The organism is Ramlibacter sp. MAHUQ-53 (genome assembly GCF_052600055.1).
This window is the reverse complement of the sequence record NZ_JBQWTS010000002.1, coordinates 411,323-424,975: the sequence shown is the minus strand read 5'-3', so window position 1 is coordinate 424,975 and position 13,653 is coordinate 411,323. Positions and strand designations below refer to the sequence as shown.

At 75.1% G+C, this 13,653-nt stretch carries 15 protein-coding genes; 5 read left to right on the top strand and 10 right to left on the bottom strand.

Annotated features, from left to right (window positions below; all coding sequences use genetic code 11):
• Window positions 1-2,292, bottom strand: coding sequence for a heavy metal translocating P-type ATPase (locus ACT80S_RS05435; protein WP_377413570.1), 2,292 nt, complete (start codon window positions 2,290-2,292; stop codon window positions 1-3).
• An 82-nt stretch (window positions 2,293-2,374) separates the two neighbouring features.
• Between ACT80S_RS05435 and ACT80S_RS05430 the strand changes: the two genes are divergently transcribed.
• Both ACT80S_RS05430 and ACT80S_RS05425 read left to right on the top strand, forming a co-directional pair.
• Window positions 2,375-2,818, top strand: a complete 444-nt coding sequence (locus ACT80S_RS05430) for a universal stress protein (protein WP_377413568.1) — start codon at window positions 2,375-2,377, stop codon at window positions 2,816-2,818.
• 67 nt (window positions 2,819-2,885) lie between these two features.
• Window positions 2,886-3,308, top strand: a complete 423-nt coding sequence (locus ACT80S_RS05425) for a universal stress protein (protein WP_377413566.1) — start codon at window positions 2,886-2,888, stop codon at window positions 3,306-3,308.
• A 44-nt stretch (window positions 3,309-3,352) separates the two neighbouring features.
• Here the strand turns inward: ACT80S_RS05425 and ACT80S_RS05420 are convergent, their stop codons facing one another.
• The 3 genes from ACT80S_RS05420 to edd all read right to left on the bottom strand — a co-directional run bounded on the left by ACT80S_RS05420 (window position 3,353) and on the right by edd (window position 6,253).
• The gene (locus tag ACT80S_RS05420) at window positions 3,353-3,685 is read right to left on the bottom strand and encodes a hypothetical protein (protein WP_377413564.1); all 333 of its coding nucleotides are present in this window, start codon (window positions 3,683-3,685) and stop codon (window positions 3,353-3,355) included.
• 91 nt (window positions 3,686-3,776) lie between these two features.
• Window positions 3,777-4,421 (bottom strand): bifunctional 4-hydroxy-2-oxoglutarate aldolase/2-dehydro-3-deoxy-phosphogluconate aldolase, encoded by a 645-nt coding sequence (gene eda, locus ACT80S_RS05415; RefSeq protein ID WP_377413562.1) that lies wholly within the window; start codon window positions 4,419-4,421, stop codon window positions 3,777-3,779.
• Window positions 4,412-6,253: a phosphogluconate dehydratase gene (gene edd / locus ACT80S_RS05410; protein WP_377413560.1), complete on the bottom strand. Its 1,842-nt coding sequence runs from the start codon at window positions 6,251-6,253 to the stop codon at window positions 4,412-4,414. Before edd ends, eda begins: the two co-directional genes overlap by 10 nt.
• Before the next feature lie 136 nt (window positions 6,254-6,389).
• On the opposite strand from edd, the gene ACT80S_RS05405 reads away from it, so the two are divergent.
• Window positions 6,390-6,995 carry a gamma-glutamylcyclotransferase gene (locus tag ACT80S_RS05405; RefSeq protein WP_377413558.1) on the top strand — a complete coding sequence of 202 codons (606 nt, stop codon included), beginning with the start codon at window positions 6,390-6,392 and terminating at the stop codon, window positions 6,993-6,995.
• Here the strand turns inward: ACT80S_RS05405 and ACT80S_RS05400 are convergent.
• Entirely contained in the window at window positions 6,964-7,536 is a 573-nt protein-coding gene (locus tag ACT80S_RS05400) for a nucleotidyltransferase family protein (RefSeq protein WP_377413556.1), read from the bottom strand. The genes ACT80S_RS05405 and ACT80S_RS05400 overlap by 32 nt on opposite strands.
• Window positions 7,537-7,560: 24 nt before the next feature.
• Between ACT80S_RS05400 and pdxH the strand changes: the two genes are divergently transcribed.
• Complete coding sequence (gene pdxH, locus ACT80S_RS05395; RefSeq protein WP_377413553.1) at window positions 7,561-8,220, top strand: pyridoxamine 5'-phosphate oxidase; 660 nt, start codon at window positions 7,561-7,563, stop codon at window positions 8,218-8,220.
• 34 nt (window positions 8,221-8,254) lie between these two features.
• Here the strand turns inward: pdxH and ACT80S_RS05390 are convergent, their stop codons facing one another.
• The 5 genes from ACT80S_RS05390 to msrA all read right to left on the bottom strand — a co-directional run bounded on the left by ACT80S_RS05390 (window position 8,255) and on the right by msrA (window position 12,806).
• On the bottom strand, window positions 8,255-8,608 hold the full coding sequence (locus ACT80S_RS05390; RefSeq protein WP_377413551.1) for a hypothetical protein: 354 nt from the start codon (window positions 8,606-8,608) through the stop codon (window positions 8,255-8,257).
• Between the two features lie 71 nt (window positions 8,609-8,679).
• Window positions 8,680-9,630, bottom strand: coding sequence for an AEC family transporter (locus ACT80S_RS05385; RefSeq protein WP_377413549.1), 951 nt, complete (start codon window positions 9,628-9,630; stop codon window positions 8,680-8,682).
• A gap of 64 nt (window positions 9,631-9,694) precedes the next feature.
• Complete coding sequence (locus tag ACT80S_RS05380) at window positions 9,695-11,710, bottom strand: TonB-dependent receptor (protein ID WP_377413546.1); 2,016 nt, start codon at window positions 11,708-11,710, stop codon at window positions 9,695-9,697.
• Window positions 11,711-11,789: 79 nt separating this feature from the next.
• Window positions 11,790-12,221: a hypothetical protein gene (locus tag ACT80S_RS05375; protein ID WP_377413544.1), complete on the bottom strand. Its 432-nt coding sequence runs from the start codon at window positions 12,219-12,221 to the stop codon at window positions 11,790-11,792.
• Window positions 12,222-12,266: 45 nt separating this feature from the next.
• Complete coding sequence (gene msrA / locus ACT80S_RS05370; protein ID WP_377413542.1) at window positions 12,267-12,806, bottom strand: peptide-methionine (S)-S-oxide reductase MsrA; 540 nt, start codon at window positions 12,804-12,806, stop codon at window positions 12,267-12,269.
• Between the two features lie 53 nt (window positions 12,807-12,859).
• On the opposite strand from msrA, the gene ACT80S_RS05365 reads away from it, so the two are divergent.
• Window positions 12,860-13,639, top strand: coding sequence for a YdcF family protein (locus tag ACT80S_RS05365; RefSeq protein ID WP_377413540.1), 780 nt, complete (start codon window positions 12,860-12,862; stop codon window positions 13,637-13,639).
• The last annotated feature ends 14 nt before the right edge of the window (window positions 13,640-13,653 follow it).

The window sequence follows — 13,653 nt, the reverse complement described above, 5'->3', positions numbered from 1 at the left end:
CTACTCCACGGAGGGCACGCCAGCCAGGCGCGCGGAATTCATCACCACCAGCAGGGAGCTGGCCGCCATGCCCAGGCCGGCCAGCCAGGCCGGCATGAGGCCGGCGATGGCCAGCGGCACGCAGGCGGCGTTGTAGACCGCCGCCCAGGCCAGGTTCTGGCGCACCACCGCGCGGGTGCGCCGGGCCTGCGCCACCAGGGTCGCCACCGCGGACAACTGCCCGCCCTGGGCGACCACGTCGCTGCGCGACTGGGCCAGGGGCACGCCCTCGCCCATCGCCACCGAGACGTCGGCGCGCGCCAGCACGGGGCCGTCGTTCATGCCGTCCCCCACCATCACCACGCGCCGGCCCTGGGCCTGCAGCGCCTGCACCCGGGCCAGCTTGTCCTCGGGGCTGCAGCCGGCATCCCAGTGGTCGATGCCGGCGCGCGCCGCCAGGCGCTGCACCGCCGGGGCACGGTCCCCGGACAGCAGCCGCACCTCCAGCCCCAGGGCGCGCAGCGCGCGCACCGCGGCCTCGGCGTCGGGGCGCAGGGTCTCGGCCAGGTCGAAGCTGGCGATCCAGCCGGATTCGTCGGCCAGGTGCACCTGGGCCGAATCACCGGACTGCGCGGGCGCGCCGCAGAAGGCGGCCGACCCCAGGCGCAGCAGGCGCCGGGCGAAGGGACCCGCCGCCGGCCGGCCCTCCAGGCCCTCGCCCGGGTGCTCGCGCACCGCCTGGGCCACCGCCACCGGCGCGGGGTGCACCGCCACCAGGGCCCGCGAGGCGGGGTGCAGGGAATGCGCCGCCAGGGCGGCGGCCGCGGCCAGGACCTCGGCCGGGTCGGCGCCTTCGCGGCAGCGGGTGGCGGCCACGCCCATGGCGTCGCGCGTGAGGGTGCCGGTCTTGTCGAACACCACGGTGTCGGCCGCGGCCGCCCCGTCGAGCGCCTGCAGCTGGCGCACCAGCACGCCGCGCCGCGCCAGCGCGCCGGCGGCGGCGAGCATGGCGGCCGGCGTGGCCAGCGACAGGGCGCAGGGGCAGGTCACGACCAGCACCGCCACGGCCACCGACAGCGCGTGGGCCGGGCCCGAGGGCCACCACCAGGCGGTCGCCACCGCGGCGGCGGCCAGTACCGCCAGCAGGAAGGGGCTGGCGATGCGGTCGGCCAGCCGCGCCAGGCGCGGCTTGTCCACCGAGGCGCGCTCCATCAGGGCGACGATGCCGGCGTAACGGGTGTCCTCGCCCAGGCGCTCCACCCGCACTTCGAGCGAGGCGGCCAGGTTGTGGCTGCCGGCGATCACGGCGTCGCCGGGACGGCGCGCCAGCGGCTGCGACTCGCCCGTGAGCAGGGCCTCGTCGACCCGGCTCTCGCCGGCCTCCACGAGGCCGTCGGCCGGAAACACCTCGCCGGGCAGCACCCGCACACGGTCGCCCACCGCCAGCCGGCGCACCGGCACCCGTTCCCAGGCGCCGGCAACCTCGGCCCAGCGCTCGACGCTGGCCGGCAGCGCCCGCATCAGGGCCTCGAGCGCGCCGGCGGTGCGGTCACGCAGGCGCTGCTCCAGCAGGCGGCCGGACAGCAGGAAGAACACGAACATGGTCACCGAGTCGTACCAGACCTCGCGGCCCCAGGGACCGGACGGGTCGAAGGTGGCGGCGGTGCTGGCGGCGAAGGCGATGGCCAGGCCCAGGGCGACGGGCACGTCCATGCCGACGCGGCGATGGCGCAGGTCGCGCAGCGCCGCGGCGAGGAAGGGCCAGCAGGAGAACACCATGACCGGCACCGTCATCATCCAGGCGCCCCACCGCAGCAGGGCCTCGATGTCGGGCGTGATGTCGCCGGGCGCGGCGATGTACAGCGGCCACGAGTACATCATGGCCTGCATCATCCCGAAGCCGGCCACCAGCCACCGCCACAGCAGCACGCGCTGGGCGCGGCGGCGCGGCTCGGCGTCGAGCAGGTCGCCGGCGGGCACCGCGCCGTAGCCCGCGGCGCGCAGCGAGGCCAGCCACTGGGACGGCCGGGCCTGGCCCGCATGCCAGACCACGCGGGCGGTGGCGGCCGGGCCATTGACCTCGACGGCCTCGACCCCGGGCACGCGGCCCAGCGCGTCCTCGACCGCCAGGGTGCAGGCGGCGCAGTGCATGCCCTCGATCGCCAGGTACGACTCCCAGCAGCCCTCGCGGCCCGGCAGCGGCCGCCCGAACGCGGACCACTCGGCGGCGTCGTCCAGCGCCGCCCAGGCCGCATCGGCAGGCGCCTCGGCAGCGGACGGGAACGACGGGGCCAGCGGGGCAGGAGACGCCATGGCCGGAGGCTACCCCATCCGGCAGGCCGCGGGATTGACTGGCATCAACGCCAGCAGCCGCCGCAGGCGATAAGCTTTCACCATGTACCAGTGCATCCTCGTCGCCACCGACGCCTCGGCGCTCGGGCGCAAGGCCGAACAGGCCGCGATCGGGCTGGCCGCGAGCACCGGCGCGAGCCTGGTGGCGGTGCACGTGGTGCCGGACTATCCCCTGAGCCTGTTCGAGGGCCGCGACTCCATGCCGCCGGAGGAAGTCGCGCGCATCGAGGACGAGGGCTGCTCGCGCGGCCAGGCCGTGGTGGACGGGGTCGTCGAGGCCGCCGGCGCCCTGGGCGTGGCGGCGCGCGGCGTGCTGGCGCGTTCGGACCATGTCGCCGACGCGGTGCTCGCCGCCGCGCGCAAGCACGGCTGCGACCTCATCGTCATGGCCTCCCACGGGCACCGCGGCGTCCGGCGCATGCTCCTGGGTAGCGAGACCCAGAAGGTCCTCACGCACAGCGCCATCCCGGTGCTCGTGCTGCGCTGACGCGCGTTGACGGTACCATCCGGGCCAGGACCAACCCCATCGACAACAACAGCAAGGAACACACTCCATGAAGATCGTCCTCGCCGCCGACGGCAGCCAGTACACCAAGAAAGCCCTCGCCTTCCTCGTGACCCACGAGAGCCTGGCCGGCCCCGACGACGAAGTCATCGTCCTGAACGTGCAGCCCCAGCTGCCCCCGCGCGTGCGCACCGCCGTCGGCGCCGACGTGGTCAAGGAGTACCAGCAGGACGAGTCCGAGAAGGTGCTGGCCCCGATCCGCAAGTTCCTGGACAAGCACGACATCAAGTTCCGCTGCGAAGCCTCGGTCGGCGTGCCCGACGAGCAGATCCTCAAGGCCACCAAGAAGGCCAAGGCCCACATGATCGTGATGGGCACCCACGGCCACGGCATCCTGGGTCGCGCCCTCCTGGGCAGCGTCGCCCAGAAGGTGGTGACCGGTGCCGAAGTGCCGGTGATGCTGGTCAAGTAAGGGCCGCGGGCGCGACCCGCAGCCGCCGCGCCGCGCTCGGCCCCTCAGTGCTGGCGGGGCGGCCGGTACGCGGGCGGCGTGCGCCCCTGGGGCTGCTGGGCGAGGCGGGTCCACAGTTCCACCTCGTCCACCTGCGCATCCCAGTAGCGGCCATAGAGCGTGGGGCCGTAGCGGTGCATGAACAGCGCGATGCGGGCGGCGTCCCGGTCGCCGCGGTTGGCCAGCGCCACGAAGCGCGCATAGGCCGCCAACATCCGCTCGGCGCGATAGAGGTTGGCGGCCTCGCCGAACTCCTCGTCCGCCGGCGCCGCCTGCGCCAGGCCGGCCCCGATCACCACGCCGAAACCCGCAGCCACCCGCCCGAGATGCCATGCCATATCATCGCTCCTTCGCGCCGAGGAGCGATTTATAGTTCATTCTGACCACGATCAGGCAGGCGGCGGCCAGCCTGCCGGGTGACGCCGGGCGTCAGGCGCGCAGGGCCGCGGCCTCGCGCGCCAGCTGGGTGATGCGCGCCCAGTCGCCCTGCTTCACCGCGTCGGCCGGCGTGAGCCAGGAGCCGCCCACGCACACCACGTTGGGCAGCGCCAGGAACTCCTTCGCGTTGGCCGCCGACACGCCGCCGGTGGGGCAGAAGCGCGTGTCGGTGAACGGGCCGCTCCAGGCCTTGAGCATGGCCGGCCCGCCCGCCTGCATGGCGGGAAAGAACTTCAGTTCGGTGTAGCCATCCTCGGCGGCGGCCATGATCTCGCTGCCGGTGGCCACGCCGGGCAGCAGCGGCAGGCCGAGCTCGCGGCAGGCGCGGCCCACGGCCTGGGTGTAGCCGGGGCTCACCGCGAAGCGGGCGCCCGCGTCGCGGGCGGCGCGGGCATCGGCCACGCTGCGCACCGTGCCGGCGCCGGCCACCGCACCCGGCACCTCGCGCGCGATCGCCTCGATGCAGGCCAGCGCCGCGGGCGTGCGCAGGGTCACCTCCAGCATGCGGATGCCGCCCTCCACCAGCGCGCGCGCCAGCGGCACGGCCTGGGCCACGTCCTCGAGCACGATCACGGGAATGACGGGAGCGTCCTGCATCACCTGCAGGGCGGACAGCGAGTCGGTGGTCACAGCCATGTGCAGGCTCCTTCTTCGGCGGACAGCGCGTTGCGCCGGAAATTCGCGTACAGGTCACGGCCCAGGCCGACCTGGTTGGCCGCGTGCTGCGCGGCGGGAATCGTGGCGGGCGTGCGCGCGGCCCAGTCGGCCTCGGCCACCAGCGCCTGCAGGGTGCCGGCGACGGCGTCCAGGCGCACCACGTCGCCATCGCGCAGGCGGGCCAGCGGGCCGCCCGAGGCGGCCTCGGGGCTGACGTGGATGGCGGCGGGCACCTTGCCCGAGGCGCCGCTCATGCGGCCGTCGGTGACCAGCGCCACGCGGAAGCCCTGCCCCTGCAGCACCGCCAGCGGCGGCGTGAGCTTGTGCAGCTCGGGCATGCCATTGGCGCGCGGGCCCTGCCAGCGCACCACGCAGACCAGGCCGCCATGGCCGTTGGCCTCGCAGGTGCGGGCCAGCTCGCCGCTGTCGAAGGCGGCCATCAGGGCTTCCTGGCTGTCGAACACGCGGGCGGGCGCCTCGACCACGTGGCGGTCCTCGGGCACGGCCGAGACCTTGATCACGCTGCGGCCCAGGTTGCCCTCGAGCAGCTTGAGGCCGCCGGTGGGCGAGAACGGGGCGGCCACGGGGCGCACCACGGACTCGTCGCCGCTGGGGCCGGTGGGCGTCCAGCGCAGCGCGCCGCGATCGAGCGAGGGCACCGCGCCGAACTCGCGCAGGCCGGCGGGGCGCACGGTGGCCACGTCGTCGTGCATCAGGCCGGCGTCCATCAGCTCGCGGATCACGAAGCCGGGGCCGCCGGCGGCCTGGAACTGGTTCACGTCGGCGCTGCCATTGGGGTAGACGCGCGCCAGCAGCGGCGCCACCGCGGAGAGTTGCGCGAAGTCGTCCCAGTCGATGGTGAGGCCGGCGGCGCGGGCCACCGCGACCCAGTGGATCAGGTGGTTGGTCGAGCCGCCGGTGGCAATCAGGGCCACCATGGCGTTGACGATGCAGCGCTCGTCGACCAGCCGGCCGATCGGGGTGAAGTGCTGCTGTCTCGTGATGCCCAGGACGGTGCGCACCGCCTCGCGGGTGAGGTGCTCGCGCAGGTCGTCGGCCGGGTGGACGAAGGCGGTGCCCGGCACGTGCAGGCCCATGGCCTCCATCAGCATCTGGTTGCTGTTGGCGGTGCCGTAGAAGGTGCAGGTGCCCAGGCCGTGGTAGGCCTTCTGCTCGGCGTCGAGCAGGGCCTCGCGGCCGACCTCGCCCTTGGCGGCCTGCTCGCGCACCTTGGCCTTCTCGCTGTTGGACAGGCCGCTGGCCATGGGGCCGGCGGGCACGAAGACGGTGGGCAGGTGGCCGAAGTGCAGCGCGCCGATCAGGAGGCCGGGAACGATCTTGTCGCAGATGCCGAGCATCAGCGCCGCGTCGAAGACGTCGTGCGACAGGCCGATGGCCGTCCCCTGGGCGATGGCGTCGCGCGAGAACAGCGACAGCTCCATGCCGGCCGTGCCCTGGGTGACGCCGTCGCACATGGCGGGCACACCGCCGGCCACCTGGGCGGTGGCGCCGTGGCGGCGGGCCTCGTCCTTGATGATCGAGGGGTAGCCGGCGAACGGGGCATGCGCCGACAGCATGTCGTTGTAGGAGGTGACGATGGCGATGTTGGGCGCGCGCTCGGCCACCACCTTGAACTTGTCGCTGGAGGGCAGCGCGGCGAAGGCGTGGGCGACGTTGGCGCAGCCCAGTCGGTCGCTGCCGCGGGGGCGGTTCGCCAGCGCGTCGACCTGCGCCAGGTAGGCCTCGCGGGCTTCGCGGCTTCGCTCGCGGATGCGGTCGGTGACGGCGGCCACCACGGGATGAAGGCTCATGGGTGTGACGTTTTCAGCAATGGGGCATGGTAGTCGCTACACCCTCGTGCGGACGCCCCGGGGTTACGAACAGGTTACGAACGACGCACCGCGCCGGGCCTCGGCACCGGGGACCGGGCTTGCTACAGTTTTGCGCATGGGACCCCTGCCTGCCCCCCTGCCCCACCGCGACCCCGCGGCCATGCTCGAACGCGCCCTGCGCGAATGGGGCGGGCACAGCGACCTGTGGCTGTTCGGATACGGCTCCCTGCTGTGGAAGCCCGACGTCGAGTTCACCGAGCGCCGCGCCGCGCGGGTGCACGGCTGGCACCGCGCCCTCAAGATGTGGAGCCGCGTCAACCGCGGCACGCCCGAGTGCCCGGGGCTGGTGCTGGGCCTGCTCTCAGGCGGCAGCTGCCAGGGCATGGTGGTGCGCATCCCGCATGCGGTGGCCGCCGGGGAGCTCACGCGCCTGTGGGCGCGCGAGATGCCCACCGGCGTGTACGACCCGCGCTGGCTGCCCTGCACCACGCCGCACGGCCCGGTGACCGCGCTGGCCTTCACGCTCTCGCGGCGCAGCCCCAACCACACCGGCACCCTCAGCGACGAGGAGTACCGCCGCATCTTCGCCACGGCCTGCGGCCGCTACGGCACCACGCTGGAGTACGCCGAGCGCACGCTGGAGGAACTGCGGCGGCTGGAGATCCGCGACCGCCACCTGGAGCGGCTGGTCAGGCTGGCGCGCCCGGACCGCGGGTCCTGAGCCGGCGCGCGGCCTCGGCGAGGTCGTCGAGCGTGTCGATGTCGGTGACGCAGCCGATGTCGTCCACCGGCAGCTCGCGAACCGCCAGCGGCCGCAGGACGGCCGCGGCGCCCTGCGGGCCCGACAGGCCGGCCAGCGCCGCGCCGCAGGCCGGGCCGAAGGCCACCGGGTGGCCGCGCCGGCCCTCGAAGACCGGCACCACCGCGGGCGCGCCGGCCAGCGCGGCGGCCACCGCGCGCAGCGTCGCCGGCTGTACCAGGGGCAGGTCGCCGGGCAGCACCAGCCAGCCCGGCGCGCCGCGGGTGGCGCGCACGGCGGCGGCGATGGAGTCGCCCATGCCGGGGTGGCCGGCATCCTCCAGGTGCCAGGGCAGCCCGCTGGCGCGCACGGCGGCCAGGGTTCGCTCCAGCACCGGCACCCCCTCCAGCGGCGCGCGCAGCTTGTGCACCGTGCCGCCCGAGGCGGCGAAGCGCTCGCCGCGGCCCGAGGCCAGCACGATCACGACGGGTTGCGGGGAGGTGGCGCTCGCGGTCTCGGTCATGCGCCGACTGTAATATCGAGCGCCATGAGCACCACCGCCCGAGAACTGGCCGACCTTCGCAAGAGTTACGAGCGCGCCGAGCTGAGCGAGGACGCCAGCCACGCCGACCCGCTGAAGCAGTTCGACCAGTGGCTCACCGAGGCCATCAAGTCCCAGGTCCCCGAGCCCAACGCGATGACCGTGGCCACCGTCGGAAGCGACCTGCGTCCCAGCACGCGGGTGGTGCTGGTGAAGGGGTACGACGAGCGCGGCATCGTCTGGTACACGAACTACGAGAGCCGCAAGGGCCTCGAGCTGGCGGGCAACCCGTTCGCGGCGCTGCAATTCCACTGGGTCGAGCTCGAGCGCGTGGTGCGCATCGAGGGCCGGGTGGAGAAGACCAGCGCCGAGGAGAGCGACGCCTACTTCCACAGCCGGCCGCTGGACTCGCGCATCGGCGCCTGGGCCAGCCCCCAGAGCCAGGTGATCACCGGCCGCTCGGTGCTGGTGGCCAACGCCGCGAAGTACGGCGCGCAGTTCCTGCTGAACCCGCCGCGCCCTCCGCACTGGGGCGGCTACCGCCTGGTGCCGCAGGAGTGGCAGTTCTGGCAGGGCCGCAAGAGCCGCCTGCATGACCGGCTGCGGTACCGGCAGCAGGACGGCCAACCCGCGGGGAGCTGGGTGCGCGAGCGCCTGGCACCCTGAGGCGGTCCTCGCCCGCGGCGTTCCCCGGCGCGCCTCAACGCCCCTCGTGCCACCACGCCAGCAGCGCGCGGAAATCGCCGCCGAACCCGTGCCGCAGCAGCGCCTCGTAGCGGACCGAACAGACCGCCGCGGTGCCGCCGTCCAGGAAGGACGCGGCCGCCGCCTCGCTGCACGCGCGCACCAGCGACCTGAGGCAGGCCGGCGGCACCCGGGCGTAGGCGGCGATGGCCGCCTCCCGGGCCGACCAGGGATCGGGCGGCGCCAGCGTCCCGCCGCAATCCGCCAGGACGCCTTGCGGCGCCGGCTCGGCGGCGGCCTCCAGCGCGCCCCCGAGCAGGGCCGACAGCGCCAGCAGGCAAGGCACGCGACGGAAGCGGAAGGGACCCATGGCCCCATCGTAGGCAGGCGCCGGGACGTTTCAAGCGCGGGCGCGGCCCGCCGCGCGCCCGGCGCAGGCGGTCATCGCCCGGCCAGGTAGGTCGCCGCCGCCATCACCAGGGGCACGGTGGCCAGCGAGCACAGGGTGGACAGTCCCACCGTCGCCGTGACCTGGTCCTCGGCCACCTGGTAACGCTGCGAGAACAGCAGCGAGTTGGCGCCCGCCGGCAGGCCGGCGACGACCACCACGACCACCAGCGGCAGCCCGGTGACGCCCAGCATCACGCCGGCAGCGGCCACCAGCGCCGGCATCACCAGGTTCTTGGCGAGCACCAGGCCGAGGGCACCGCGCAGCTCCCGCGCCAGCTTCAGGTGGGCCAGGCTCAGGCCCACCAGCAGCAGCGCCATCGGCCCGAGGGCCGACCCGAGCATCTGCAGCGGCTTGTCGACGACGGCAGGCAGGGCCAGGCCGGTCTGGGCGAAGGCCAGCCCGGCCAGGATCGGCAGCGGCACCGGGTGCAGCAGCGACTTGCGCACCGCGGTGGCCAGCGCCGCCCGCAGCGGCGGGCCGCCCTCGGCCGCGCGCGCCTCGCGCTGGGCGGCCAGTTCCATCAGCAGCGTGGCCAGCGTGAGCAGCACCACGGTGTGCAGGGTGTAGAGGGTGAACAGCGTCACCAGCCCCTGCTCGCCGAAGGCCAGGCCGACCAGGGGAATGCCGATCATCACGGTGTTGCTGAAGGTGGCGGCCAGGGCCAGCACCGTGGCGCGCCGGTTGATGCCGCGGGCCGCCAGCGTGGCGGCGAAGACCACGCCGACGCCGGCGAAGTAGGCCGCCACCGGCGTGAAGTCCAGCGCCTGCGCCTGGACCCGGCTCATGGTGCGAAACAGCAGGCAGGGCGTGAGGACCAGGAAGACGAGGTTCGACAGGTCCCGCACGCCGGCCTGCCCCACCCAGCGCCGGCGGCCGGCGAGGAGGCCGACGGCGATGACCCCGAGGACGGGCAGGAGGGCGGCGATGACGGGGTGGTCCACGGGCGGTCGGGCTCGGCGAAAGGGCCCGAGTCTATCGGCCGCCCGCCTCCCGCCCGGGCGCGGGTCAGAAGTCCGCCCGCACCCCCACGCGCAGGCTGCGCCCCGGCAGCGGCACCCGGCCCGGCGCGGTCTGCGTCAGGATGGAGCTGGCGCTGTACGCGAGGCGGTCGGCGGCGTTGTCCAGGCGCGCGTACCAGAGCAGCTCGGCGCCGGCGGCGCGGGAGCTGCGGGTGAGCGCGGCATGCCACAGCGTGTAGGCCGGCGTGGACCGGTCGCCGGCCGGCACGCGGTCCTGGCGGGCCGCGTGGTCGAAGCCCAGGCGCGCCCCCCAGGGCTTGAGGCTCCAGGCCAGCGTGGCGCCGACGCGGGCCGGGGCGATGCGGGGCAGCGGCTCGCCGGTGTCGCGCCGGCTGGCGCGCACCAGGTCGCCGCGCCACTCCAGGTCCCAGGTGCCGGGGCGCTGCGCGAGGCGGGCGGTGCCGGCGGCCTCCAGGCCGGTGAAGCGCGCCGGCACGCCCTGGTAGGCGTACTCGGGCATCGGCTCGCCGCCGTCGTCGGTGCGCTGCGAGCCGGTGGGCAGCAGCGCGATGAAGCGGTCGAACCGGTTCGCGAACAGGGCCACGCGCGCGTGCTGCGGCCCGTCGCGCCACTGCGCGCCGATGTCCAGGTTGGTGGAGCGCTCGGTGCCGAGGGTGGCGTTGCCCAGCTCCCAGGCGCCGGTGGCCACGTGCGGGCCGTTGGCGAAGAGCTCGTAGTCACGCGGCGCGCGCTCGCTGCGCGCCAGGTTCGCGGTGAGCTGCCAGGCGGGCGTGAGGCGCCACAGCGCGCCGGCCGCGAAGGCCCGGGGCGCGAACGCGCGCTCGCCGGGCACGAAGCGGTCGATGCCCTCGGCGCCCGGCGAGGCCACCCGCACCGACTCGCGCCGCGCGCCCAGCGAGAGCCGGCCCCACCCGGTCGCCAGCTCCTCGTAGAGGAAGACGGCGCGCTGGCGGGTGCGGCTCGGCGGCGCGAACGCCTCGTCGCCCTCGGCGGCGAAGCGCGAGGCCTCGGCATGCAGGCCGACCACCCCGGACAGCGGCCCCAGCGGCCGGTGGCGCGCCTCCACGCGCAGGTCGCTGCCGTCATTGCGGAAGACGGTGCCGGGCGCGCCGGCGTCGAACTCGGTGTGGCGGTACTCGGTGCGGCTGCCCTGCACGCGCACCTGCTCCACCAGGCCGGCGGCGGGGCGCCACTGGCCGTCGAAGGCGTAGCGGTCCGAGCGCATGCCGACGGTGACCTCGTCCTCCGCGGGCGAGCCGTAGCCGCTGCGGTAGCTGGCCACCGAGGCGCCCAGCTGCCCGCGCTCGAAGAAGGCGGTGCCGCCGATGGCGCCGCCGTCGGCGCGCGCCTGCGAGTTGCAGATGCGGCGCGCCGTGCGGGCCGCCCCGGCCTGCTCGCAGTCCAGGGCCGCCGGCACGCGCACCTCGCCGGCGTGGCGGCTGAAGGCATCGACGTGGAGGGCGTAGCGGTCGTTGCCGCCCTCGACCATCGCGGCGCCGCGGCGCTCGCGCGAGCCGCTGGCGAGGCCGGCATCGACGCGGCCGGTCACGCCCCGCAGGCGCTCCTGCGGGATGCGGTTGTCGATCAGGTTGACGACCCCGCCCAGGGCGCTGCCGCCATGGACCAGGGTGGCCGGGCCGCGCAGGACCTCGATGCGGTCGACGGCCAGCGGGTCCATCGGCACGGCGTGGTCGAAGCTCAGGCCGGAGACATCGAGGCTGGCGCCGCCGTTCTGCAGCAGACGGATGCGATCGCCGTCCAGACCGCGGATCACGGGGCGGCTGCTGGCGGGGCCGAAGTAGGTGCTGGAGACGCCGGGCAGGCGGTCCAGCGTCTCGCCCAGGCTGCCCTGGCTGCGCAGGGTCAGGGAGGGGCCTTCGAGCCGGTCGACGGGGGAGACACGCTCGGCGCTGCGCAGCGGGTTGGCGGTGACGGTGACCTCGGGCAGGGTGGCGGCCGGCTGTGCGGCAGCGGGCAGGCCCAGGCAGGCCAGGGCCGCGGCGAGGGCGCCGCGGGAAAAGGGAATTCTTGGATGGGACATGGCGCGGAATGAAACTGGCGATGAGACGAGGCCGGCCGCACGGACCCGGGGGTCGTGCGGCGGCCTGGCGTTCGGGGGCTCAGTTCAGCGCCGGGGGGCCGCGCGCGTCGAAGGCCGTGGCAAGGGCCGGGACGCACCCGGCGGGCGCGGCCGGCGGCAGCGCCAGGGCCACGGCCAGGGCCGGGGCGACGGGCGCCGCCCAGGGCAGGCCGTCATGGGCCAGGGCATCGTAGAGGCGGCAGCCGGCGTCGTCCGCATGGCCGGCGAACAGGCGGGCCAGGGACGACGCCGCTGCCGGGTCCGCATGCGCCGCGGCCACGGGGGCTGCCGAGTGCGCCGCGGCGCCCGGCGCCACGTGCACCACCCGGTGCACCAGGGCCAGCGCCTGCGCCAGCAGCAGGCAGGCCAGCAGCAGCCCCGCGGCCCAGGCGCGCGCGCCGCCGGGCCGTCGGGCCGGGGCGGGCTGGGCGCGTTGCGCGGGTCGTGCAGTGCGTGCGGCAGGCAGGCGCATGGCGGAAGGAGCAGTCGCGGGGTCGGCGCGGGATCGGTGGGGCGACTAGTCGCGGGCGAGGTCGGCGAAGGCGCGGCGGAACTTCGCCACCTTGGGCGCCGCCACCGCGAGGCAGTAGCCCTGGTAGGGGTTGCGCTCGAAGAAGTCCTGATGATAGTCCTCGGCCGGCCAGTAGTCGGCCAGCGGGAGCACCTCGGTGACGATGGGCGCGCCGAACGCGTCCTCGCGCTGCAGCTCGGCGACCAGCGCCTCGGCCTCGGCCTGCTGCTGCGGCGTGGTGAAGTAGATGCCGCTGCGGTACTGCGTGCCCAGGTCGTTGCCCTGGCGGTTCAACTGGGTCGGGTCGTGGACGGCGAAGAAGATCTCCAGCAGTTGGCGGGTCGAGACCTGCGCCGGGTCATAGGTCAGCTTGACCACTTCCACGCAGCCGGTGGCGCCGGTGCAGACCTGCTCGTAGGTCGGGCGGGCCAGCTGGCCGTTGCAGTAGCCGGACTCCACGTCGGCCACGCCGCGCACCTTCACATAGACGGCTTCGGTGCACCAAAAGCAGCCGCCGCCGAGGACCAGGGTCTGGAGTGAGCTCATGAGGGTCGATCTTGATTCGCAGACCGGCACTGTATCGCTACCATCCCCCCCACATGCAAGCCGGCGACTACAAGGCACTCCTCTCGGCCCTGCTCCTGCCCCCGGCCGGCCCCCTGCTGCTCGCCCTGCTCGGGCTGGTGTTCTGCATCGCCTGGCGCCGGCTCGGCCTGGCGCTGGTGGCGTTCGGGCTGGCGGCGTTGTGGGCCCTGTCGACCCATGGCATCGCGCTGCAGCTGTCACGCCACCTCGTGCCGCCGCCCCCGCCCGCCGGCCTGGCCGACCTGGCCCGCCACCGCACCCAGGCCATCGTGGTCCTGGGCGGCGGCGTGCTGGCGCAGGCCCCCGAATACGGCGAGCCCCAGCCCTCCGCAGCCACCCTCGGGCGGCTGCGCCAGGGGGCGCGGCTGGCGCGCGCCACCGGCCTGCCGCTGGCCTTCGCCGGCGGCATGGGCTGGTCGGGCCGCAGCCTGGCCAGCGAGGCCGAGGCCGCCCGCATGGCCGCCCGGCGCGATTTCGGCGTGGAGCTGCGCTGGGTGGACGACCGCTCGCGCGACACCCGGGAGAACGCCCAGCGCCTGGCCGAGCTGCTGCGCCCGCGTGCGGCGGGCGGCGTGCGGCGCATCGCCCTGGTCAGCGACGCCTGGCACCTGCCTCGCGCCACGATCGAGCTGCGCGCCGCCGGCTTCGAGGTGCTGCCCGCGCCCACCGGCCTGCCCTTCCCCCAGGAGCGCCCGGCCCTGGAATGGCTGCCCACCGCCTACGGCCTGTCGGCCTCGCGACAGGTGCTGCGGGAGTGGTTGGCCTTACAGTACCTCCGCCTCTCGCCACCTTGACGCTGGCAGGGCCG